Source organism: Enterobacter sp. Taxon_2, assembly GCF_058355295.1.
Genome location: NZ_CM178024.1, coordinates 3,392,355 through 3,415,710, shown reverse-complemented (window position 1 = coordinate 3,415,710; position 23,356 = coordinate 3,392,355). Strand labels below are relative to the sequence as shown.

Annotated in this window: 23 protein-coding genes; 16 read left to right on the top strand and 7 right to left on the bottom strand. The window is 54.4% G+C overall.

The genetic code is table 11. The features are described from left to right. Nucleotides 1-6: 6 nt before the first annotated feature. Together folX and yfcG are read right to left on the bottom strand one after the other, a co-directional pair. Nucleotides 7-375: a dihydroneopterin triphosphate 2'-epimerase gene (gene folX / locus AC4IC4_RS16185; RefSeq protein WP_395304324.1), complete on the bottom strand. Its 369-nt coding sequence runs from the start codon at nt 373-375 to the stop codon at nt 7-9. A 75-nt stretch (nt 376-450) separates the two neighbouring features. Next, nucleotides 451-1,080 (bottom strand): GSH-dependent disulfide bond oxidoreductase, encoded by a 630-nt coding sequence (gene yfcG, locus AC4IC4_RS16180; protein WP_032646621.1) that lies wholly within the window; start codon nt 1,078-1,080, stop codon nt 451-453. Nucleotides 1,081-1,220: 140 nt separating this feature from the next. On the opposite strand from yfcG, the gene yfcF reads away from it, so the two are divergent. Genes yfcF through yfcD form a run of 3 tightly spaced genes read left to right on the top strand, consistent with a single transcriptional unit; the run spans nt 1,221 to nt 3,083 of the window. Further along, complete coding sequence (gene yfcF, locus AC4IC4_RS16175; RefSeq protein ID WP_032646620.1) at nt 1,221-1,865, top strand: glutathione transferase; 645 nt, start codon at nt 1,221-1,223, stop codon at nt 1,863-1,865. A gap of 56 nt (nt 1,866-1,921) precedes the next feature. Then, nucleotides 1,922-2,473 (top strand): phosphodiesterase, encoded by a 552-nt coding sequence (gene yfcE / locus AC4IC4_RS16170; protein ID WP_024908956.1) that lies wholly within the window; start codon nt 1,922-1,924, stop codon nt 2,471-2,473. Between the two features lie 55 nt (nt 2,474-2,528). Beyond that, nucleotides 2,529-3,083, top strand: coding sequence for an NUDIX hydrolase YfcD (gene yfcD / locus AC4IC4_RS16165; protein WP_032646619.1), 555 nt, complete (start codon nt 2,529-2,531; stop codon nt 3,081-3,083). Nucleotides 3,084-3,085: 2 nt separating this feature from the next. Here yfcD and AC4IC4_RS16160 read toward each other — a convergent pair whose 3' ends face one another. After that, nucleotides 3,086-4,105 (bottom strand): LacI family DNA-binding transcriptional regulator, encoded by a 1,020-nt coding sequence (locus tag AC4IC4_RS16160; protein WP_024908958.1) that lies wholly within the window; start codon nt 4,103-4,105, stop codon nt 3,086-3,088. Nucleotides 4,106-4,339: 234 nt separating this feature from the next. Between AC4IC4_RS16160 and AC4IC4_RS16155 the strand changes: the two genes are divergently transcribed. The 5 genes from AC4IC4_RS16155 to AC4IC4_RS16135 all read left to right on the top strand — a co-directional run bounded on the left by AC4IC4_RS16155 (nt 4,340) and on the right by AC4IC4_RS16135 (nt 8,322). After that, a complete protein-coding gene (locus AC4IC4_RS16155) occupies nt 4,340-4,783 on the top strand; it encodes a PTS sugar transporter subunit IIA (RefSeq protein ID WP_024908959.1) in 444 nt (147 codons plus the stop codon). Nucleotides 4,784-4,863: 80 nt separating this feature from the next. Continuing rightward, a complete protein-coding gene (locus AC4IC4_RS16150) occupies nt 4,864-5,136 on the top strand; it encodes a PTS sugar transporter subunit IIB (protein WP_024908960.1) in 273 nt (90 codons plus the stop codon). A 21-nt stretch (nt 5,137-5,157) separates the two neighbouring features. Next, a complete protein-coding gene (locus AC4IC4_RS16145) occupies nt 5,158-6,549 on the top strand; it encodes a PTS ascorbate transporter subunit IIC (protein WP_023312548.1) in 1,392 nt (463 codons plus the stop codon). Beyond that, entirely contained in the window at nt 6,546-7,376 is an 831-nt protein-coding gene (locus tag AC4IC4_RS16140) for a transketolase (protein WP_491471508.1), read from the top strand. Before AC4IC4_RS16145 ends, AC4IC4_RS16140 begins: the two co-directional genes overlap by 4 nt. Next, on the top strand, nt 7,369-8,322 hold the full coding sequence (locus AC4IC4_RS16135) for a transketolase family protein (RefSeq protein WP_491471507.1): 954 nt from the start codon (nt 7,369-7,371) through the stop codon (nt 8,320-8,322). The genes AC4IC4_RS16140 and AC4IC4_RS16135 overlap by 8 nt, the downstream gene beginning before the upstream one ends. A 112-nt stretch (nt 8,323-8,434) precedes the next feature. Here AC4IC4_RS16135 and pta read toward each other — a convergent pair whose 3' ends face one another. Further along, nucleotides 8,435-10,576, bottom strand: a complete 2,142-nt coding sequence (pta, locus tag AC4IC4_RS16130; RefSeq protein WP_024908963.1) for a phosphate acetyltransferase — start codon at nt 10,574-10,576, stop codon at nt 8,435-8,437. Nucleotides 10,577-10,652: 76 nt separating this feature from the next. Beyond that, complete coding sequence (ackA, locus tag AC4IC4_RS16125; RefSeq protein ID WP_024908964.1) at nt 10,653-11,855, bottom strand: acetate kinase; 1,203 nt, start codon at nt 11,853-11,855, stop codon at nt 10,653-10,655. Between the two features lie 337 nt (nt 11,856-12,192). Here ackA and yfbV point away from each other — a divergent pair, with 337 nt between their 5' ends. The 4 genes from yfbV (at nt 12,193) to AC4IC4_RS16105 (ending at nt 15,813) form a co-directional block, all read left to right on the top strand. After that, entirely contained in the window at nt 12,193-12,648 is a 456-nt protein-coding gene (gene yfbV, locus AC4IC4_RS16120; RefSeq protein WP_008502875.1) for a terminus macrodomain insulation protein YfbV, read from the top strand. A gap of 91 nt (nt 12,649-12,739) precedes the next feature. Then, a complete protein-coding gene (locus AC4IC4_RS16115) occupies nt 12,740-13,234 on the top strand; it encodes a YfbU family protein (protein WP_008502874.1) in 495 nt (164 codons plus the stop codon). 11 nt (nt 13,235-13,245) lie between these two features. Continuing rightward, a complete protein-coding gene (locus AC4IC4_RS16110) occupies nt 13,246-13,905 on the top strand; it encodes a sugar phosphatase (protein ID WP_148770472.1) in 660 nt (219 codons plus the stop codon). 75 nt (nt 13,906-13,980) lie between these two features. After that, nucleotides 13,981-15,813 (top strand): SLC13 family permease, encoded by a 1,833-nt coding sequence (locus tag AC4IC4_RS16105; protein WP_267216870.1) that lies wholly within the window; start codon nt 13,981-13,983, stop codon nt 15,811-15,813. Nucleotides 15,814-15,893: 80 nt separating this feature from the next. Here the strand turns inward: AC4IC4_RS16105 and yfbR are convergent, their stop codons facing one another. Both yfbR and alaA read right to left on the bottom strand, forming a co-directional pair. Then, on the bottom strand, nt 15,894-16,493 hold the full coding sequence (gene yfbR, locus AC4IC4_RS16100; protein WP_008503531.1) for a 5'-deoxynucleotidase: 600 nt from the start codon (nt 16,491-16,493) through the stop codon (nt 15,894-15,896). 118 nt (nt 16,494-16,611) lie between these two features. Next, on the bottom strand, nt 16,612-17,826 hold the full coding sequence (alaA, locus tag AC4IC4_RS16095) for an alanine transaminase AlaA (protein ID WP_008500204.1): 1,215 nt from the start codon (nt 17,824-17,826) through the stop codon (nt 16,612-16,614). Nucleotides 17,827-18,764: 938 nt separating this feature from the next. Here alaA and lrhA point away from each other — a divergent pair. From lrhA to nuoC, 4 genes are all read left to right on the top strand, one after another. Continuing rightward, nucleotides 18,765-19,703 (top strand): transcriptional regulator LrhA, encoded by a 939-nt coding sequence (gene lrhA / locus AC4IC4_RS16090; RefSeq protein WP_021241557.1) that lies wholly within the window; start codon nt 18,765-18,767, stop codon nt 19,701-19,703. A 630-nt stretch (nt 19,704-20,333) separates the two neighbouring features. Next, a complete protein-coding gene (nuoA, locus tag AC4IC4_RS16085) occupies nt 20,334-20,774 on the top strand; it encodes an NADH-quinone oxidoreductase subunit NuoA (protein WP_014171000.1) in 441 nt (146 codons plus the stop codon). A 15-nt stretch (nt 20,775-20,789) separates the two neighbouring features. Next, nucleotides 20,790-21,464 carry an NADH-quinone oxidoreductase subunit NuoB gene (gene nuoB / locus AC4IC4_RS16080; protein WP_003861482.1) on the top strand — a complete coding sequence of 225 codons (675 nt, stop codon included), beginning with the start codon at nt 20,790-20,792 and terminating at the stop codon, nt 21,462-21,464. 89 nt (nt 21,465-21,553) lie between these two features. After that, nucleotides 21,554-23,356, top strand: coding sequence for an NADH-quinone oxidoreductase subunit C/D (gene nuoC, locus AC4IC4_RS16075; protein WP_023312537.1), 1,803 nt, complete (start codon nt 21,554-21,556; stop codon nt 23,354-23,356).

Below are 23,356 nucleotides of genomic sequence, written 5' to 3'. Positions count from 1 at the left end.
CCAGGTTTACGCCTGGCGCCGCCAGCTTAACGTCATGGAGACGGAATCGGCGTAGCGCAGGGCGTGAAGTTTATCGATCTCAACTTCAGCATAAGTGACCCAGTGATGTTCGCGTGCGATATCGAGCACATCCTGAGTTAATTTTTCCAGCAGAGAGAAGCGGTTATTCTCCACAAACTGGATAATGTTCTTGGTGATTGTGCGGTAGTTCAGCGCGTCATTGATATCTTCGCTGGCCCGCGCTTTATCTGCGGGGTAGTGAATCACCACGTTAATGACAATATCCTGACGGTTAGCGATCTCTTCCTCTTTGATGCCGATGAAGGTACGCAGGCGTAAATTTTTTATACGAATAACAGCATCTGGCTGTGACATTGCAGGTCTTCTCCGTGTCAGTATTTCCTGCTCATAATACATGAGAGGCTCGCAGGCACCCAGCCTCATAGAGGGTTAAATCTGCTGGATTTTTTGCATCGCCCGCTCGGTCGCCGGGCGGGTCCGGATGCGCTCAAACCAGTTGTTCACCGCCGGGTAAGAGGCCAGGTCAATTCGGTGTTTTTCATGCGTATTCACCCATGGCCAGCAGGCGATATCGGCAATGCTGTAATGATCCCCCCCGAGCCACGGCGTTTTTTTCAGCCGACGGTTCAGAACGTCGTAGAGCCGCTGCGTCTCGACCTGATAGCGTTCTATCGCATAGGGAATGGGCTGCGGGGCGTAAGCAGTAAAGTGATGGTTTTGACCCAGCATGGGCCCCAGCCCGCTCGCCTGCCAGAAGAGCCACTGCAGGGTATGGTGACGCTCACGCAGCTCGCCGCTCAGCAGCTTGCCGGTTTTCTCTGCCAGATAGAGCAAAATTTCACCGGATTCAAACAGGCTCAACGGTCTGCCCCCGTCCGCCGGCTGGTTATCAATAATGGCCGGGATTTTATTATTCGGCGAGATAGCCAGAAAGAGAGGGCTGAACTGTTCGCCCTTGCTGATATCCACGCGAATGATCCTGTAATCCAGCTCGGCTTCTTCAAGAAAGAGGGTGATCTTATGGCCGTTTGGGGTAGGGGCGTAATAAAGGTCGATCATTCTCAACTCCTGTCCATGCGAAGAGTGGTGCCATGACAAATGAGTATAGGTGGTTGTTGTAAATCGTGAGTTTTCATCAAGTGACAGCGAGGCAAAGAGATTATATGTTGAGTAAAAACCGATCAGCCTATGAGGATGTTATGAACCAGCCCGTCATCACGTTGTGGTCCGATGCGAATTTCTTTTCTCCCTATGTTATGAGCGTATACGTTGCGCTGGCCGAAAAAGGGCTCACGTTTACGCTGAAGACCGTTGATCTCGACGGCGGTGAACATCTTAAACCGCAGTGGCAGGGTTACGATCTGACCCGACGCGTGCCGGTGCTGGAGATTGACGGTTTTGCCCTGAGCGAATCCTCGGCGATTGATGAATATCTGGAAGATCGGTTTGCGCCGCCTGAGTGGGAGCGCATCTATCCTCACGATCTGCAAAAGCGCGCCCGGGCGCGGCAGATCCAGGCGTGGTTGCGAAGCGATCTGGTACCGATTCGCGTCGAACGCTCGACGGACGTCGTGTTTGCCGGGGTGAAAAAACCAGCTCTCAGCGCAGAAGGTGCAGAAAGCGCGCAAAAACTCATTGAAACCGCCACCTCTCTCCTCGCACACGGCAACCCGAACCTGTTCGGCGAGTGGTGCATTGCTGATGCCGATCTGGCGTTGATGCTAAACCGCCTGATCCTCAACGGCGATGAGGTGCCGCAGCTGCTGGTGGATTATGCCGCGTTTCAGTGGCAGCGCGCCTCCGTGCAGCGCTATGTGGCACTCTCGGCTAAGCGTGCGGGCTGATAAGCCCTGACGCTTCAGGTATGATGGGGGCAGTCTGTTTTCCCGAGGAGTGACTGATGAAACTGATGTTTGCGTCGGATATCCATGGATCGCTGCCCGCTACCGAGCGTGTCCTCTCCCTGTTTGCACAAAGCGGCGCGCAGTGGCTGATTATTCTGGGCGACGTGCTCAATCACGGCCCGCGCAACGCGCTGCCGGAAGGCTACGCCCCTGCGCAGGTCGCGGAAAAGCTCAACCCGTATGCCTCGCGCATCATCGCCGTTCGCGGCAACTGCGACAGCGAAGTGGACCAGATGCTGCTGCATTTTCCCCTTACTGCGCCGTGGCAGCAGGTGCTGCTGGAACAAAGCCGACTGTTTCTGACCCATGGGCATCTTTTTAGCCCGGATAATCTTCCGGCGCTCGCGGCTGGCGATGTCCTGGTTTACGGTCATACTCATATTCCGGTTGCTGAAAAGCGCGGTGAGATTTATCACTTCAACCCGGGTTCGGTCAGTATCCCGAAAGGTGGCTATTCTGCGAGCTATGGCATGCTGGATGGAAATACCCTGAGTGTTATCGCACTTAATGATCAGCAAGTTATTGCGCAAGTAGCGATTAATCCGTAAGTTACACCTCAACTGCAAACGCGCCGAAAGAGCGCTTAGAAGAGAAGGTTTCCCGATGGTGGAGCAGAGTCATTTGGCAAGTACAGAGTGGGTTGACATTGTCAGCGAAGAGAATGAAGTGATCGCGCAGGCCAGCCGCGAACAAATGCGTGCGGAGCGTCTGCGCCACCGCGCAACGTACATCGTTGTGCATGACGGGATGGGCAAAATTCTGGTCCAGCGCCGTACGGATACCAAAGATTTTCTCCCGGGTATGCTGGATGCCACTGCAGGCGGTGTTGTCCAGGCAGATGAAGTACTGCTGGATTCTGCACGTCGTGAAGCAGAAGAAGAGTTAGGCATTGCCGGTGTGCCGTTTGCCGAGCACGGTCAGTTCTATTTTGAAGACGAAAACTGCCGCGTCTGGGGCGGGCTGTTTAGCTGCGTTTCTCACGGCCCGTTTGCCCTGCAGGAAGAAGAAGTGAGTGAGGTCAGCTGGATGACGCCGGAAGAGATCACCGCGCGCTGCGACGAGTTCACGCCGGATTCGTTAAAAGCGCTGGCGCTCTGGATGAGCCGCAACGCCAATAACGAATCGACAAAATCAGAGAAAGAAGAAGAGGCTGAGTAAGCTCAGCAACTCTCTCGCAGACACAGACTGGACGCGATGGGCTTTTGATCGCGCCAGTCTCCGCCATTCAGGCGCTCCAGTAACGCTTTCCCGGCTTCAATTCCAATCTTACGATGCGGCACCGCCATGGTCGTTAGCGGCGGCTGGCAGACGCGGCTCACGTCGCTATCGCCAAAGCCTACTACCGCCAGATCGTCCGGCACTTTGATTCGCCTGCGCTGGCACTCGTACAGCGCGCCGCACGCCAGCTCGTCAGAGACGCACACCAGCGCATCCAGCTCCGGCCAGGCCAGCAGGAACTCGGGCAGCTGTGCTGCACCGGTCGAGAAGCTCGGCGGCATCGCCGCGTTAATGACCCGGTTCGGCGACATATGGTGGCGAAGCATGGCTTTGTACCAGCCCTGCAGATGCTGCTGGAAAATCCACTGTTCCTGGTTGGCGCACAGCAGGCCTATGTTTTGGTAGCCGCGCTTAATCACCATTTCCGTGAGTTCATACATGGCCGCCACGTTATCAATCCCGATATTCATATCAATCGGATCGGCGCGCATGGCACCCATCTCCATCACCGGGATAGAGGCATTTTTCAGCCAGTGGCGAACGGTGTCGGTATGTTCAACGCTGAGCAGGATAGCGGCGGCAATATTTGACGCCAGCAGCGTCTCCAGCAACTTCTCCTCCTGCTCAAGACGATGCTGGGATTCAGCCAGCATGATCTGATACCCGGCAGGCTGTAGCACCTGCTGTAGCCCGGCGAACATCTCCGAGCAGCCGGCTTCGGAGAGATTAGGCACCACCATGGCTATCGTCCATGACGACGCCGAGGCCAGCGCGCTGGCGGCAAGATTAGGCATATAACCCAGCTCCTGCACGGCAGCTTCAATTTTTTCACGTAGTTTATCGGAAACCTGTTCGGGCGTGCGGAGTGCACGGGACACGGTCATCGTGCCCACACCGGCAAGCTGTGCGACATCGGCGAGTGTCACTTTACCAGTACTGCGCCGTTTTCGGGTTAGAGACATACACCTTCCTGCTGACCAGACGCGTTCTTCTTTTCCTTCGTTTCACGTGACAGGCAGTATACGCCTTAAATCCCTTTTTTTGCTGTGATTTAGCAACGTGATTGCAATTTGATAGCGCTATCACATTTCTGCACGATAACGATTGGTAGCGCTATCTTTGTGATCGCGATCGCAGTCAATCACTGATGCGTTGAATAAAGTTTGCTCATCTTAAGCGTGTCGCGGGAGTGAAAAGTGCTCAAAAAATGGATATATGATACAACCATCACGCTGCAGGAGAGCGTGGAAGGCTGGCCGCAGGCGCTGGAGCTGTGCGCGAAGCCGCTGCTGGATTTGCAGGTGATTGAGCCTGAATACGTCACCGCCATCATCCAGCAGCACCACACGTTAGGACCCTATTATGTGCTGGCACCAGGGCTGGCGATGCCGCATGCGCGGCCGGAGGAAGGCGCCAAAGGACTGGGGTTGTCGTTATTAAAACTAAAACAGGGCGTCTCGTTTGGTGCCGGTGAGTTTGACCCTGTCGACGTCATTATTATGCTCGCGGCACCCGACAAAAATAGCCATATCGAGATGATCTCGTCGCTGGCAGAGTTATTTTCCAGCGATACCGATATGGACGAACTGCATCAGGTGAATACCCTGGAGGAAATTAAAACGATTATTAACCGCTTCTGATTTAATTCTTTAATCCGGTTTTTCACAACATTACGCGTCAGCGTGATGGGGTGTACTCTACTCAAAATAAGGGGACAACAATGAAAATCATGGCTATTTGCGGTTCTGGCCTGGGCAGTAGTTTTATGGTCGAAATGAATATTAAAAAGGTGCTCAAAAAGCTGGAGATTGAAGCTGAGGTTGAACACTCCGATCTCTCCTCGGCCACGCCGGGCGCGGCCGATCTGTTCGTGATGGCAAAAGACATTGCCGCCAGCGCCAGCGTGCCGGAAAGCCAGCTGGTGGTGATCAACAACATCATCGACATTAACGAACTTGAAGCGCAGCTGCGCGGCTGGTTCGAAAGACAATAACCCTGATAAGGCGAGGTGGATATGTTTATCCTTGAAACGCTGAATTTCGTTGTTGATATTTTAAAAGTCCCTTCGGTGCTGGTCGGTTTAATCGCGTTAATCGGTCTGGTTGCGCAGAAAAAAGCGTTTTCCGACGTGGTGAAAGGGACCATTAAAACCATCCTGGGCTTTATTGTGCTGGGCGGCGGTGCCACGGTGCTGGTGGGGTCATTAAATCCTTTGGGCGGGATGTTTGAACACGCATTTACGATCCAGGGCATTATTCCAAACAATGAAGCGATAGTGTCTATTGCGCTGGAAAAATACGGTGCAGCGACCGCGCTGATTATGGCCTTCGGGATGGTGGCGAATATTATCGTCGCGCGTTTTACCCGCCTGAAGTATATCTTCCTGACTGGACACCACACGTTTTATATGGCGTGCATGATTGGCGTGATCCTGACGGTGGCGGGCTTTGAGGGCGTGGGGCTGGTCTTTACCGGGTCGCTGATCCTCGGCCTGATCATGGCCTTCTTCCCGGCGATTGCCCAGCGCTACATGAAGCGCATTACCGGCAACGATGAGATTGCCTTCGGCCACTTCGGCACGCTGGGCTACGTGCTGTCCGGCTGGATTGGCAGCAAGGTCGGCAAAGGATCCCGCTCAACTGAGGAGATGAACCTGCCGAAGAACCTTAGCTTCCTGCGTGACAGCTCGATCTCCATCTCCCTGACCATGATGATCATCTACCTGATCATGGCGGTGAGCGCCGGGCGCGAGTACGTGGAGGCCACCTTCAGCGGCGGTCAGAACTACCTGGTCTACGCCATCATCATGGCGATTACCTTTGCGGCGGGCGTGTTCATCATCCTGCAGGGCGTACGCCTGATTCTGGCGGAAATCGTTCCTGCCTTTACCGGCTTCTCGGAAAAGCTGGTACCCAATGCGCGTCCTGCGCTGGACTGCCCGGTGGTGTATCCCTATGCGCCAAACGCGGTGCTGATTGGCTTCCTGTTCAGCTTCCTCGGCGGGATTGTGGGGTTGTTTATCTGCGGTCAGTTTAGCTGGGTGCTAATCCTCCCGGGCGTCGTACCGCACTTCTTCACCGGCGCAACGGCGGGCGTGTTTGGTAACGCCACCGGCGGACGTCGCGGGGCGATGATTGGCGCTTTTGCCAACGGCCTGCTGATCACCTTCCTGCCGGTCCTGCTGCTGCCGGTGCTGGGCGCCATTGGCTTTGCCAACACCACCTTCTCTGACGCCGACTTCGGCGCGGTCGGGATTGTGCTCGGCAACCTTGCGCGCTTCCTGTCGCCGCTTGCTATCACCGGGCTGGTCGTGGCGCTGTTCGCGCTGCTGGTGGCGTACAACGTCTTCGCGAAAAACAAACCTGCGGGCGGTAACGCGCAGGAAAACACCGGAGCCAAATCATGAATGAGAAAGAGATAACCGAACTTGCGCGTCAAATTCGTCTTGAGACCCTGAAAACGCTGACGCAGCTGGGGTTTGGCCACTACGGCGGCAGCATGTCGGTGGTTGAAACTCTGGCCGTGCTGTACGGCGCGGTGATGAAAATCGACCCGGCGGACCCGGACTGGCCAGAGCGGGACTATTTTGTTCTGTCGAAAGGCCATGCAGGCCCGGCGCTCTACAGCACGCTGGCGATTAAGGGTTACTTCCCGGTGGAGGAGCTGAGCACGCTCAACCACAACGGTACGCGGCTGCCAAGCCACCCGGACCGCCTGAAAACGCGCGGCGTGGATGCCACCACCGGTTCGCTGGGGCAGGGGATTTCCATCGCCGGCGGCATGGCGCTGTCGCACAAGCTGGCGGGGCGACCGAATCGGGTGTTTTGCATCGTCGGTGACGGCGAGCTGAACGAGGGGCAGTGCTGGGAAGCCTTCCAGTTTATTGCCCACCATCGCCTGAATAACCTGACGGTATTTGTCGACTGGAACAAACAGCAGCTCGACGGCGAGCTGGATGAGATCATCAGCGCATTCGACCTGGAGGGGAAATTCCGCGCCTTTGGCTTTGACGTCGCGACGGTGAAGGGTGACGACATTCCGGGCCTGCTGACAGTAACGTCGCGGGTCCCGACTGCCGATGCACGTCCGTTAGTCGTCATCCTCGACAGCATCAAAGGGCAGGGGGTGCCGTGCCTGGAGCAGCTCAGCAACTCGCATCACCTGCGGTTAACCCCGGAGAGCAAAGCGGCCCTCAACGAGACGATTCGCCAACTGGAGGCTTCACATGATTAAGGTTGCACCGGCAGGACAGAAAGACGCCGTTGAGATGCGCAAGGTATACGCGGGCTTTGTGGCAAAACAGATTGAGGCTGGCAGTGAGATTATCGCCCTGGAAGCCGACCTGATGAGCTCAATGGCGATGGACGGCGTGGCGCGCGATTATCCGCAGCACGTGATTAACTGCGGCATTATGGAAGCCAACGTCATCGGCACGGCTGCGGGGCTGTCGCTTACCGGACGTAAGCCGTTCGTGCACACCTTCACCGCGTTTGCCAGCCGCCGCTGCTTCGACCAGCTGTTTATGTCACTGGACTACCAGCGCAACAACGTAAAGGTAATTGCCTCGGATGCGGGGGTAACGGCCTGTCACAACGGCGGGACCCATATGTCATTTGAGGATATGGGCATCGTACGCGGTCTGGCGCATTCGGTGGTGCTGGAGGTGACCGACGCGGTGATGTTCGAGGACGTGCTGCGCCAGCTTATCGACCTCGAAGGCTTCTACTGGGTGCGGACTATCCGTAAGCAGGCGCCGAGCGTCTATGCCCCGGGTTCCACCTTCACCATCGGCAAAGGCAACGTGCTGCGTGAAGGAACCGATATTACCCTGATTGCCAACGGCATCATGGTGGCGGAAGCGCTGGAAGCGGCGCGCCAGCTGGAGCAAGAGGGGGTCAGCGCGGCGGTCATCGACATGTTTACCCTGAAGCCCATCGACCGGATGCTGATGAAAAACTACGCTGAGAAAACCGGACGCATCGTCACTTGTGAAAACCACAGCATTCACAACGGCCTGGGGTCGGCGGTGGCGGAAGTGCTGGTGGAAACCTGCCCGGTGCCGATGCGGCGGGTGGGCGTCAAGGAGCGCTACGGTCAGGTAGGGACGCAGGATTTCCTGCAGAAGGAGTATGGCCTGACGGCACATGACATTGTGTCGGCGGCGCGCGAGCTGCTGTAAATAAAAAAGGCGACCGGTTAAGTGGTCGCCTTTCTTGCCGGATGGCGCTTCGCTTATCCGGCCTACAAAACCGTAGGCCCGGTAAGCGCTAGCGCCACCGGGCTTTTTAACATTACTGCTGCTGCGAAGACTGAATCGCGGTCAGAGCGATGGTATAGACGATATCGTCAACCAGCGCGCCACGGGACAGGTCGTTCACAGGTTTGCGCATCCCTTGCAGCATCGGCCCGATGGAGATCAGGTCTGCAGAACGCTGTACCGCTTTGTAGGTGGTGTTACCGGTGTTCAGATCCGGGAAGATGAACACGGTAGCGCGACCTGCAACCGGCGAGTTCGGCGCTTTGGATTTCGCAACGTCAGCCATAACCGCGGCGTCGTACTGCAGCGGGCCGTCGATCATCAGGTCAGGACGTTTTTCCTGCGCCAGACGGGTCGCTTCACGCACTTTCTCTACGTCGCTACCTGCACCAGAAGTACCGGTGGAGTAGGAGAGCATCGCTACGCGCGGTTCGATACCGAAGGCAATCGCAGAGTCCGCGGACTGGATAGCGATTTCTGCCAGCTGCTCTGCGGTTGGATCCGGGTTGATCGCGCAGTCACCGTAAACGTAAACCTGTTCAGGCAGCAGCATGAAGAATACGGAAGAAACCAGAGAGCTGCCCGGTGCGGTTTTGATCAGCTGCAGCGGTGGACGGATGGTGTTCGCCGTGGTGTGAACCGCACCGGAAACCAGACCGTCAACTTCGTCCTGCTCCAGCATCAGCGTGCCCAGCACCACGTTGTCTTCCAGCTGTTCGCGCGCAACGGCTTCGGTCATGCCCTTGCTCTTACGCAGCTCAACCAGACGGGCAACGTAGCTTTCGCGAACCACTTCCGGGTCAACGATTTCGATGCCAGCGCCCAGCTCAACGCCCTGAGACGCCGCAACGCGGGTGATCTCATCAGGGTTACCCAGCAGCACACAGGTCGCGATGCCGCGCTCTGCACAGATAGCAGCCGCTTTAACGGTACGTGGTTCGTCGCCTTCTGGCAGAACAACGCGTTTGCCCGCTTTACGCGCCAGCTCGGTCAGCTGGTAACGGAATGCTGGAGGAGACAGACGGCGGCTGCGCTCGGAGGTCGCAGTCAGGGATTCGACCCAATCTGCGTTGATGTAGCCTGCAACGTATTCCTGAACTTTCTCAATACGCTCGTGGTCATCAACAGGCACTTCCAGGTTGAAGCTCTGCAGGCTCAGGGAGGTCTGCCAGGTGTTGGTGTTCACCATGAAGACCGGCAGGCCGGTGGCGAACGCACGTTCGCACAGCTTGCTGACGCGTGGGTCCATCTCGTAGGCACCGGTCAGCAGGATCGCACCGATTTCCACGCCGTTCATCGCGGCCAGGCAGGCTGCAACCAGCACGTCAGGGCGGTCTGCGGAAGTCACCAGCAGGGAACCTGCGCGGAAGTGTTCCAGCATGTGCGGAATGCTGCGCGCACAGAAGGTCACGGACTTCACGCGGCGGGTGTTAATGTCACCTTCGTTAACCACGGTGGCGTTCAGGTGACGTGCCATATCGATTGCACGGGTGGCAATCAGATCGAAGCTCCATGGCACCGCGCCCAGTACTGGCAGCGGGCTGGATTCCTGCAGCTTAGCCGGGTCAACTTTGATGACTTTCGCTTTAGACGAGTCGTCGAAGATCTCGGACAGGTCAGGGCGAGTACGACCCTGCTCATCCACCGGTGCGTTCAGTTTGTTCACGATCACGCCGGTGATGTTGGTGTTTTTCGCGCCGCCGAAGCTGCTGCGCGTCAGTTCGATACGCTCGTTCAGCTGCTCTGGGGTGTCGGTGCCCTGAGACATCACGAAAACGATCTCTGCGTTCAGGGTTTTCGCGATTTCAAAGTTCAGAGACTGGGCAAACTGGTGTTTGCGGGTCGGGACCAGGCCTTCAACCAGCACCACTTCCGCGTCTTGCGCGTTAGCATGGTAGTTGGCGATGATCTCTTCCATCAGCACATCTTTCTGGTTGCTGGACAGCAGAGACTCAACGTGGCTCATCTTCAGCGGTTCAGCCGCTGGCAGATTGGAATTCTTGCGAACGATGGTGGTGGTCTGGTCTGGCGCATCGCCACCGGCACGTGGCTGGGCGATTGGCTTAAAGACGCTCAGACGAACGCCTTTGCGTTCCATAGCACGGATAACGCCAAGGCTGACGCTGGTCAGGCCGACGCTGGTTCCGGTAGGGATCAGCATAATAGTACGGGACACGGTTTATCCTCTTTCGTTACCGCCCAAATGTAGCGGGTTACAAAACAGCACCGCCAGCATTGCTGGCGGTGTGGAATCAGGCAGTCAGGCGATGCGCGTCTTGCGCAATGACCAGCTCTTCGTTAGTTGGGATAACGATAGCCGGGCGGGTGCCTTCTTTGTTGATGAAGCCAGACTTGCCGAAGCGGGCAGCCAGGTTACGCTCGTGATCAACTTCGAAGCCCAGAACGCCCAGTTTACCCAGGGACAGTTCACGAACCATCGCTGCGTTCTCACCGATACCACCGGTGAAGATAACCGCGTCCAGACGGCCTTCCATCAGCGCAGTGTAAGAACCGATGTACTTCGCCAGACGGTGGCAGTAAACGTCCATTGCACGTTTAGCGTCTTCTTTGTCTGCGTAGTTGTCTTCAACATAACGGCAGTCGCTGGTGACTTCGGTCAGACCCAGCAGGCCAGACTCTTTGGTCAGCATTTTGTTGATCTGGTCAATGCTCATGCCCAGGGTGTCGTGCAGGTGGAAGATGATCGCCGGGTCGATGTCACCGGAACGGGTACCCATCACCAGACCTTCCAGCGGGGTCAGACCCATGGAGGTATCAACACATTTACCGTTACGGATAGCAGAAACAGAACCACCGTTGCCCAGGTGGCAAGTGATGATGTTCACTTCTTCAACCGGCTTGTTCAGCACTTTTGCCGCTTCCTGAGTTACATAGAAGTGGCTGGTGCCGTGTGCGCCATAACGACGTACGCCGTGTTCTTTGTACAGGCTGTACGGCAGGGCATAGAGGTAAGATTCTTCCGGCATGGTCTGATGGAACGCGGTGTCGAACACGGCCACGTTTTTGTCTTTCAGATTCGGGAAGGATTTCAGCGCTTCAGCGATACCGATCAGGTGAGCCGGGTTGTGCAGCGGTGCGAAGGATGCAGAGTCTTTGATACCCTGAATCACAGACTCGTCGATAACGACAGAGCTGGTGTATTTTTCGCCGCCGTGGACGATACGGTGACCAATCGCAGTCAGCTGAGCAGACAGTTCTGGTTTTTGTGCCAGAATAGTGTTAACGATAAAGTTCAGCGCTTCACTGTGAGCGGCGCCTGCACCTAAAGCCGCTTCTTGTTTGCTGCCGTCCATCTTCCACTTGATACGTGCTTCAGGCAGATGGAAACATTCGGCCAAACCAGAGAGGTATTCGTCACCGTTGAGCGCATCGATGATGGCGAATTTCAGTGAGGAGCTACCGCAGTTCAGAACCAGTACTAACTTACTCGACATGGAAGTACCTATTATTGATACGTGGCTAAAAAAACGTCAGTGAGTCTAACAGCGTAACGCATGATGACTCAGACATTTATGATTAACATCATGCCAAACGAACATTGTGGCATGATGGAAGAAATAACTATGATTTTATGCCATTTTGCACAATTTTCAGCCAATGGCATAATATGCAATAATTTGACGAGTTACTGATTCTCGTCTATGGCCCTATCAGGCTGGCACAGGATACCCGATACGGGGTAGAGATGACAAAATATTTTGAACGTTGTCATAGCTTGTTGTGGTTTTGCACGAAAATTTTAATTTTTATATGTGAAGTTGAGGTACAGCCATGTCGACACCAGAGAACCCGTCCGTAAATTTCTTTAGTCTGTTTCGTCGGGGACAGCATTACGCAAAGACGTGGCCGATGGAAAAGCGCCTTGCGCCTATGTTTATTGAGAATCGCACCATCCGCGCCACGCGCTATGCGATTCGCTTTATGCCGCCTGTCGCTATCTTTACATTGTGCTGGCAGATTGCGTTGGGTGGGCAGCTTGGACCTGCCGTCGCCACGGCGCTCTTCGCATTAAGCCTGCCGATGCAGGGCCTGTGGTGGTTAGGTAAACGGTCCATCACCCCGCTTCCCCCTTCTATTTTACACTGGTTTTATGAAGTGCGCGGAAAACTGGAGGAGGCCGGGCAGGCGCTCGCCCCGGTGGAAGGCAAGCCGGATTACCAGGCGCTGGCGGACACATTAAAGCGTGCTTTTAAGCAACTCGATAAAACATTCCTCGATGACTTGTGATTGATCATCGAAACGACGACGAAAAGAAGGCACAGTAACAATCAGTTACCGTGTCTTTTTTTTAAGTGCAATGCGCTACAGGAGTCGAAAGATGGAAATGACCCATGCTCAACGTCTGATTTTGTCCAATCAGTACAAAATGATGACTATGCTTGATCCCGATAACGCTGCGCGCTACAGCCGCCTGCAAACTATCGTCGAACGCGGTTTTGGTTTGCAAATGCGCGAACTGGACCGCGAGTTTGGCGAGCTGAAAGAAGAAACCTGCCGCATCGTGATCGACATTATGGAGATGTATCACGCCCTGCACGTCTCCTGGACGAATCTCAAAGATCAGCAGTCCATTGACGAGCGCCGTGTGACCTTCTTAGGCTTTGATGCGGCAACGGAAGCGCGTTATCTGAGCTATGTTCGCTTTATGGTGAATACGGAAGGGCGCTATACCCACTTTGACGCGGGCACCCACGGCTTCAACGCGCAGACCCCGATGTGGGATAAATATCAGCGTATGCTGAGCGCGTGGCATGCCTGCCCGCGTCAGTACCATTTAAGCAGCAACGAAATTCAACAAATCATTAATGCCTGACGGAGGTGCGTGTGCAGTGTAGAGGTTTTCTGTTTGATCTGGACGGTACGCTGGTGGATTCGCTGCCGGTGGTGGAGCGTTCCTGGTGCCATTGGGCTGACAGACATGGCATCGACCATCAGGAGGTGCTGAATTTTATCCATGGCAAACAGGCCATTACCTCGTTACGGCACTTCCTGGCCGGACGTTCTGAGGAAGAAATTCAGGCGGAGTTCAAATACCTGGAACACATTGAAGCCACGGATACGGACGGCATTACTGCGTTACCGGGCGCGCGCGAGCTGCTTGAGCATCTGAACGAGGCGCAGATCCCGTGGGCTATCGTCACCTCAGGCTCCATTCCGGTTGCCCACGCCCGTCATAAGGCGGCTGGTTTACCGAAACCGGAAGTGTTTATCACCGCGGAGCGCGTTAAGCGCGGCAAACCTGAACCCGATGCATTTTTACTGGGGGCTGAACTGCTGGGCCTCGACCCCGCAGAGTGTGTGGTGGTGGAAGACGCGGCCGCTGGCGTACTGGCCGGGCTGAACGCAGGAAGTCACGTCATCGCCGTTAACGTTCCGGCCGGATCCCCCCGGCTGGACGAGGCAGATTTGGTGCTGGATTCACTGACGGCCCTGTCTGTTTCAAAAGCCTCTGACGGAGTTGTAACCGTCTCGCTAAAAGTGTAATCCCATGATATGGCCCCACATTGCTGGGGCTTTTTTATGGCAAAATTCCTCATCTTCCACTGACAAGGATAAGTTGTGAACGGTGAACTGATTTGGGTCCTGAGCCTGCTTTTAATCGCCATCCTTCTTTTTGCAACGGGCAAGGTACGCATGGACGCCGTCGCCCTGTTTGTCATCGTCGCGTTTGTGCTGAGCGGTACGCTCACGCTACCGGAAGCCTTCTCCGGATTTAGCGATCCCAACGTTGTCCTCATCGCCGCCCTGTTTATCATCGGGGATGGGCTGGTGCGCACCGGTGTGGCGACCATCATGGGGTCGTGGCTGGTGAAGGTGGCGGGCAACAGCGAAACCAAAATGCTGATCTACCTGATGGTGACCGTCGCCGGGCTGGGGGCGTTTATGAGCTCCACGGGCGTGGTCGCTATCTTTATCCCGGTGGTGCTGAGCGTCTCCATGCGGATGCAGAGCTCGCCGTCACGCCTGATGATGCCTCTGAGTTTTGCCGGTTTGATTAGCGGCATGATGACGCTGGTGGCAACACCGCCGAACCTGGTCGTCAACAGCGAACTGATCCGGGAAGGATTTGAGGGCTTCAGCTTTTTCAGCGTCACCCCGCTGGGGCTGGTCATTCTGGTATTGGGCGTGGTCTACATGCTGCTGACCCGGTTTGCCCTGAAAGGTGAAAAACAGGACAAAAACAAAGAAGGGTGGAAGCGACGCACCTTCCGCGATTTGATTAAAGAGTACCGCCTTACCGGGCGCGCGCGCCGTCTGGCTATTCGCCCCGGCTCGCCGATGGTGGGGCAGCGCCTTGACGACCTGAAGCTGCGTGAGCGCTATGGCGCGAACGTGATCGGCGTAGAGCGCTGGCGGCGGTTTCGTCGGGTGATCGTCAACGTCAACGGGGTGTCGGAATTCCGCGCGCGGGACGTCCTCCTGATTGATATGTCCACTGCGGACGTGGATCTGCGCGAGTTTTGCAGCGAACAGCTGCTGGAACCAATGGTGCTGCGTGGGGAGTATTTCTCCGATCAGGCGCTGGATGTTGGCATGGCCGAGGTGTCGCTGATCCCTGAATCGGAACTGTTGGGCAAAACCGTGCGGGAAATGGGGTTCCGAACCCGCTATGGCCTGAATGTCGTGGGGCTGAAGCGCGATGGCGTAGCGATGGAAGGGGCAGTGGTGGATGAACCGATCCTGCTGGGCGATATTTTTCTCGTCGTCGGTAACTGGAAGCTGATAAGCCAGCTCGGGCAAAAAGGGCGTGATTTTGTGGTGCTCAACATGCCTGTCGAGGAGAGCGATGCCTCCCCGGCGCACAGCCAGGCCCCCCACGCGATTTTTTGTCTGGTGCTGATGGTGGCGCTAATGCTGACCGATGAGATCCCCAATCCGGTCGCTGCAATTATTGCCTGTCTGTTGATGGGTAAATTCCGCTGTATTGACGCCGAAAGCGCCTATAAAGCCATTCACTGGCCGAGCATCATTCTCATTGTCGGGATGATGCCTTTCGCCCTGGCGCTGCAAAAAACCGGCGGGGTGGATTTGATCGTTAAAGGCTTAATGGACGTGGGCGGCGGGTATGGGCCGTACATGATGATGGTCTGTCTGTTTATCATGTGTGCCACTATCGGTCTGTTTATCTCCAATACCGCGACGGCGGTACTGATGGCGCCGATTGCGCTGGCGATGGCCAAATCCATGGGCGTGTCGCCGTATCCTTTTGCGATGATGGTCGCAATGGCGGCCTCAGCGGCATTTATGACGCCAGTTTCTTCACCGGTGAATACGCTGGTGCTGGGGCCGGGGAACTACACATTCAGTGATTTCGTGAAGCTGGGCGTGCCGTTCACCGTGCTGGTGATGGTGGTGTGCGTGGTATTGATACCGGTTCTGTTCCCGTTCTGAGCATTTTGCCGGGTGGCGGCTACGCCTTACCCGGCCTACAATCCCGTAGGCCCTGCAAGCGCAGCGCCGCTGGGCGAAAATCAGAGTGGCGAATCCTGGCTAATCTCATCCAGCGACAGATGGAAGCTCGGTACAAACACCTGCATAAAGTAATCCATCTCTTCGCTGCGGCGGGATTCCAGCGTTTTTTCCAGGCGCGTTTTCGCCAGCAGGAATTCGTTATTCCCTGCGGACAACTCTTCGAGACACTTCAGATAGGCACACAGCGCGTCGGCCTGTTTGACCAGCGACTTTTCATCTTCCGTGTACTGATGCTCGTTGATAAGCGGCTCGAAGATATCACGCAGTTCTTCGGGCACCATCTCAATCAGCTTCTGCTGGGCAATTTTCTCGATGGCCTTATATTCCTGCGCAATTTGCGAGTTGAAATATTTCACCGGCGTAGGCAGATCGCCGGTCAGCACTTCTGACGCATCGTGGTACATCGCCAGCAGGGCGATGCGCTCTGGATTGACCTGACCGTTGAATTTGCGGTTTTTAATGGCGGCCAGCGCGTGAGCGACCATCGCAACCTGCAGGCTGTGCTCTGACACATTTTCCGTGCGAACATTGCGCATCAGCGGCCAGCGGTTGATGAGTTTCAGGCGGGAGAGGTGGGCAAAGAAATGACTCTGACTCATAGGTTACCTTTTGTCTTCACTGCGACAGGCGTTCATTGTGCGGGGAGGGGAGGCAAGATGCAAATTTGCGGATTTTGTAGGCCGGGTAAGCGAAGCGCCACCCGGCAGAAAAGCAACGTTACTGATGGTATCCGGAGAGGAAGCGCCCGAAGCGGCTGATGGCCATTTCCAGGTCATCTTCGCGCGGCAGCGTCACGATACGCACGTGATCCGGCCACGGCCAGTTAAACGCCGTGCCCTGAACCAGCAGCACTTTTTCCTGCAGCAGGAAATCGAGCACCATTTTCTGGTCGTCGTGAATATTGAAGCGCTTCGCGTCAATTTTCGGGAACATGTAGAGCGCGCCATTCGGCTTCACGCAGGAGACGCCCGGAATATCGTTGATCAGTTCCCACGCGCGGTTGCGCTGTTCATACAGGCGACCGCCGGGAACGATGAACTCGCTAATGCTCTGATAACCACCCAGCGCCGTCTGGATCGCGTGCTGCGCCGGAACGTTGGCACATAAACGCATGGAGGCCAGCATCTCCAGCCCTTCAATATAGCCTTTGGCGTGCTTTTTCGGACCGTTCAGTACCATCCAGCCCTGACGGAAACCGGCCACGCGGTAGGTTTTGGACAGGCCGTTAAAGGTGACGGTCAGCAGATCCGGCGCCAGCGCAGCGATTGAGTGGTGCTGTGCCGCGTCGTACAGGATCTTGTCGTAAATTTCGTCGGCGAAAATGATCAGGTTGTGCTGACGGGCCAGCTCGACGATCTCCATCAGCAGCTCTTTTGAGTACACTGCGCCCGTCGGGTTGTTCGGGTTAATGATCACGATGCCGCGCGTGCGGGGCGTAATTTTCGCGCGAATATCATCGAGGTCCGGGAACCAGTCAGAGGACTCGTCGCACAAGTAATGCACCGCTTTACCGCTGGACAGTGACACGGCTGCCGTCCACAGCGGATAGTCCGGCGCGGGTACCAGCATTTCGTCACCGCTGTTCAGCAGCGCCTGCATCGCCTGCACGATCAGTTCGGAGACGCCGTTGCCGATATAGATATCTTCAACGGTAACATCACGCATACCGCGTGCCTGGTAGTGCTGCATAATGGCTTTACGTGCGGAGTAAAGTCCTTTTGAATCGCAATAGCCTTGTGCAGTAGGAAGGTTGCGGATCACATCAACCAGAATTTCATCCGGCGCTTCAAAACCAAATGGCGCAGGGTTACCAATGTTGAGTTTCAGAACCTTGTTGCCTTCTTCTTCAAGGCGTTTTGCCTCTTTCAGAACCGGGCCGCGGATGTCATAACAGACGTTATCTAGCTTGCTGGATTTTTCGATAGGGGACATGAACCTTTAACCTTTTCGCTATGATTGCCGCTCCCTGCCGTGGAAGTCAGCACGGAATAATGTACTCCCCCCTCGCTTCGTTTTGAAGGGTGTGCAGTAGAAGATTTTGTGTCGGCAGCAAAATTTTGATAAATCTTTTTCTCTGCTTGCATGCTTTTATGCTGGATTAAAGTTGTGCGCACCATGCCATGTTAGGTTAAATGTGCTATTCATTTGTCAAAATTGTGTATATTGTGCTGGTAAAAATAGGTGGGAAGCAGGACAAAGGTGGCAATCACTCTGAGTGACATTTCGTTAAACCTGAATGCTTGATACCTGTTTCTGTAATAGCATACTGTGGCTAAAAGTTACTCATGTGAAATTAATGTTAAGTGCCATTAATGAATGGTCTTAATCTAAATTAAAATTTATTTATTATTAACCTAAAAAATGCAACTTTAGTTAATTCTAATAAAATTAGTTTAGAAGCTTAACATTCTTCTTTAATCCTCAATATTGCAATAAGACTTATAAATAAAGTGGATTTGGGTTAAGATGCCTTCCAGGAAAGCAGAGTGCAGATACACGTTTTTTGTATATCTGTGACTGGTTTTCCTCATTAATTGATTGTTATTGTTGGAGTTATCTCTGGCAGGAATGTGTCGAACATCTCCTGCTACGTTGACAGCGCTGCGATACAGATGGCAGAAAAGGTGTTATACCTTTAATGTAATTTACATAAACCTGCGAACATCTAAATATCCTGAACGTTTAAGAGAATAAAAATAACGTCATGAAACGTGCTTTCTGACTGTTGATATAAAGCAGCACAATAACTATCTGTCAGGCAGTCTGCCGGGCCGGGATGCGAGGGAAAATCTTCAGAGGGAATTGCTTAACTGTACACACACAGCTTCAACCCGGGCAGCTCCGCACGAGCAACCTGAAAGTGAATAGATATGATAAATGCAAATCGTCCGATAATGAATCTCGACCTCGATCTGCTGAGAACGTTTGTTGCGGTCGCCGATCTCAACACTTTTGCAGCCGCTGCTGCCGCCGTTTGCCGAACTCAGTCTGCCGTCAGCCAGCAAATGCAGCGGCTGGAGCAACTGGTTGGTAAAGAGCTTTTTGCGCGTCATGGGCGTAATAAGCTCTTAACGGAACACGGTATTCAGCTTCTGGGTTATGCCAGGAAAATTCTTCGCTTTAATGATGAAGCATGTATGTCATTAATGTTTAGCAACCTTCAAGGGGTGCTAACGTTAGGCGCATCTGATGAGTCAGCGGATACTATATTGCCGTTTCTTCTCAATCGTATTAGTTCGGTTTATCCGAAGCTTGCGCTGGACGTAAGCGTAAAGCGTAATGCCTTTATGGTTGAGATGTTAAATGAGAATAAAGTCGATCTGGTGGTCACCACGCATCGTCCCGGGCAGTTTGACTGCCTGACGCTGCGTACATCGCCTACGCACTGGTATTGCGCGGCCGAATATGTGCTGCAAAAAGGGGAGCCGGTTCCACTGGTCTTACTTGATGACCCGAGCCCGTTCCGCGATATGGTGCTCACGGCGCTGAATGAGGCCAACATTCCGTGGCGTCTGGCGTATGTGGCTTCCACGCTGCCAGCGGTCCGTGCTGCCGTGAAGGCCGGTCTGGGTGTGACGGCCCGTCCGGTTGAGATGATGAGCCCCGATCTGCGCGTCCTGGGAAAATCTGATGGGCTTCCTGCGCTGCCGGATACGGAGTATCTGCTCTGCCACAATTCGTCCAGCCATAACGAGTTGGCCAAAGTGGTGTTCGAGGCGATGGAAAACTACCATAACCCGTGGCAGTTCGAACGCGTTACCTCCGAAGGGGGGGATGATTCCCTGATCGTTGAAGGGGATTTCGAGTGATCGATAGCTCAAAATTCTGGTAACAAAATGTAAGTGTAAAAAAAAGCCACTCGTGTGATTTTCACATGCAGTGGCTTTTTTTTAGCAAAAATATCCGCTTATGGCGCATGGGTTTTCAGGATACTTCATATTTATCAACATGCTAAATGCTTTTGCTTAAAACTTGTCCGTTTTCCGTTCTAACTTCAACCACCTACCTCCCATGTTAAAAAAACAGGAAATATGTTGCCGTTTTCCTGGTTGAATTAACAAAAGCGTGTCACAGATCAAGAAAATACTCCTATTTGGGGGGAGGAATCGTTGGCAAATCCTGTCAAAATAGGAGGGTTATTTTTTTTACTTCCGAAACGGACACGATTCAACAACATACATTTGACGGAAAGTCATGCACCCACCAGGGTTAAAGGGCACCAAATGTTAATGAGAATCGCTCGATGTAATTTAATGTGAAGAAACCTTTGTTAAAGTTGACAATAGGTTATAGAAAGGAGTAAAAAACCCCATCATTTTGCTGTCTACGTCTCATTTCTGACAGTTAGTGTAAGGTTATTTGTTCCTCCCCATGAATCGATGTGATGCCCATCTGCCAGCAAGAGCAGTGTCGTTGGTATCACTTTTGATGAGTAAGCAATGAGTATGTCAACATCCACAGAAGTCATCGCTCATCACTGGGCATTCGCAATCTTTCTTATTGTAGCCATTGGCCTGTGCTGCCTGATGTTAGTCGGCGGCTGGTTCCTGGGCGGTCGCGCCCGTGCAAGGCACAAAAACACACCTTTCGAATCAGGTATTGATTCAGTAGGTTCCGCTCGCTTACGCCTGTCTGCCAAGTTCTATCTGGTAGCCATGTTCTTCGTCATCTTCGACGTGGAAGCGCTTTACCTTTTCGCATGGTCAACGTCCATCCGCGAAAGTGGTTGGGTGGGCTTTGTCGAGGCCGCAATTTTCATTTTAGTGCTACTGGCCGGTCTGGTTTATCTGGTGCGTATTGGCGCGCTTGACTGGACGCCTGCGCGTTCACGTCGTGAACACATCAACCCGGAAAACAGTATCTCTAATCGTCAGCAGTAACAGCGAGGCAATAAGATGGATTATACGCTCACCCGCATAGATCCTAACGGTGAGAATGACCGTTACCCCCTGCAAAAACAGGAGATCGTAACCGACCCCCTGGAGCAAGAAGTCAATAAAAGCGTGTACATGGGCAAACTCGAACATGCCATGCACGATATGGTCAACTGGGGTCGTAAGAACTCCATCTGGCCGTACAACTTTGGCCTTTCTTGCTGCTACGTTGAAATGGTGACGTCATTCACTGCGGTGCATGACGTTGCGCGTTTTGGGGCCGAGGTACTGCGTGCTTCACCACGTCAGGCTGACCTGATGGTGGTAGCCGGTACCTGCTTTACCAAGATGGCACCTGTTATTCAGCGTCTTTATGACCAGATGCTGGAGCCTAAATGGGTTATCTCCATGGGCGCATGTGCAAACTCTGGCGGTATGTACGACATCTATTCCGTCGTACAGGGCGTAGATAAATTTATCCCAGTGGATGTGTACATCCCGGGTTGTCCGCCACGTCCGGAAGCTTACATGCAGGCGCTGATGCTGCTGCAGGAGTCTATCGGTAAAGAACGTCGCCCACTGTCGTGGGTTGTTGGCGATCAGGGTGTGTATCGCGCGAACATGCAGTCTGAGCGCGAGCGTAAACGTGGTGAACGTATTGCCGTCACCAATCTGCGTACGCCTGACGAAATTTAATTTGCGCCTGTAGGCCTGGAGAACACCTTCGCATATCACTACTCAAATAGCGCGAAGCCAGGCTCAACAGTCACCACGGACCATTTGCAATGGTGAACAATATGACCGACTTAACCGCGCAAGAAGCCGCCTGGCAGACCCGGGATCATCTGGATGACCCAGTCATTGGCGAACTGCGCAACCGTTTTGGGCCGGATGCCTTTACTGTTCAGGCTACCCGCACCGGGGTACCCGTTGTTTGGGTGAAGCGTGAGCAATTGCTGGAAGTTGTCGATTTCCTCAAGAAATTGCCAAAACCGTACGTCATGCTGTTTGACTTACACGGCATGGATGAACGTCTGCGTACCCACCGCCAGGGTCTCCCTGCTGCGGATTTTTCCGTTTTCTACCACCTGATCTCAATAGACCGTAATACGGATATCATGCTCAAGGTGGCATTGTCTGAAAACGACATGCATCTGCCGACGATCACCAAACTTTTCCCGAACGCCAACTGGTACGAGCGTGAAACCTGGGAAATGTTCGGCATGACCTTTGACGGCCACCCGCACCTGACGCGCATCATGATGCCGCAGACCTGGACAGGCCACCCGCTGCGTAAAGATTATCCGGCGCGTGCCACCGAATTCGATCCGTTTGAGCTGACCAAAGCCAAGCAGGATCTGGAGATGGAAGCGCTGACCTTCAAACCGGAAGACTGGGGCATGAAGCGCGGTACCGACAACGAGGACTTCATGTTCCTCAACCTCGGTCCAAACCACCCGTCTGCGCACGGTGCATTCCGTATTATTCTTCAGCTTGATGGCGAAGAGATTGTCGACTGCGTACCTGACATCGGTTACCACCACCGTGGTGCTGAGAAGATGGGCGAGCGTCAGTCCTGGCACAGCTACATTCCGTATACCGACCGTATCGAGTACCTCGGCGGCTGCGTCAACGAGATGCCATACGTGCTGGCCGTTGAGAAACTGGCAGGTATCGTTACGCCGGATCGCGTTAACGTGATTCGCGTCATGCTCTCAGAGCTGTTCCGTATCAACAGCCACCTGCTGTATATCTCCACCTTCATTCAGGACGTCGGCGCGATGACCCCGGTCTTCTTCGCCTTTACCGACCGTCAGAAAATCTACGATCTGGTGGAAGCGATTACCGGTTTCCGTATGCACCCGGCCTGGTTCCGTATCGGCGGTGTGGCACACGATCTGCCGCGCGGCTGGGACCGTCTGCTGCGTGAATTCCTCGACTGGATGCCAAAACGTCTGGCCTCTTACGAGAAAGCCGCGCTGCGCAATACCATCCTGAAAGGCCGTTCCCAGGGCGTTGCTGCCTACGGCGCGAAAGAGGCGCTGGAGTGGGGGACGACAGGTGCAGGTCTGCGTGCGACCGGTATTGATTTCGACGTGCGTAAAGCCCGTCCTTACTCTGGCTACGAGAACTTCGACTTTGAAGTCCCGGTGGGCGGCGGTGTTTCCGACTGCTACACCCGCGTGATGCTGAAAGTAGAAGAGCTGCGTCAGAGTCTGCGCATCCTTGAGCAGTGCCTCAACAACATGCCGGAAGGCCCGTTCAAGGCGGATCACCCGCTGACGACGCCGCCACCGAAAGAGCGCACGCTGCAACATATCGAAACCCTGATCACCCACTTCCTGCAGGTTTCCTGGGGTCCGGTCATGCCGGCGCAAGAATCCTTCCAGATGATTGAAGCGACCAAGGGTATTAACAGTTACTACCTGACCAGTGACGGCAGCACCATGAGCTACCGTACCCGCGTGCGTACGCCGAGCTTTGCGCACCTGCAGCAGATCCCGTCCGCCATCCGCGGCAGTCTGGTCTCCGACCTGATTGTGTATCTGGGTAGTATCGATTTTGTTATGTCAGATGTGGACCGCTAA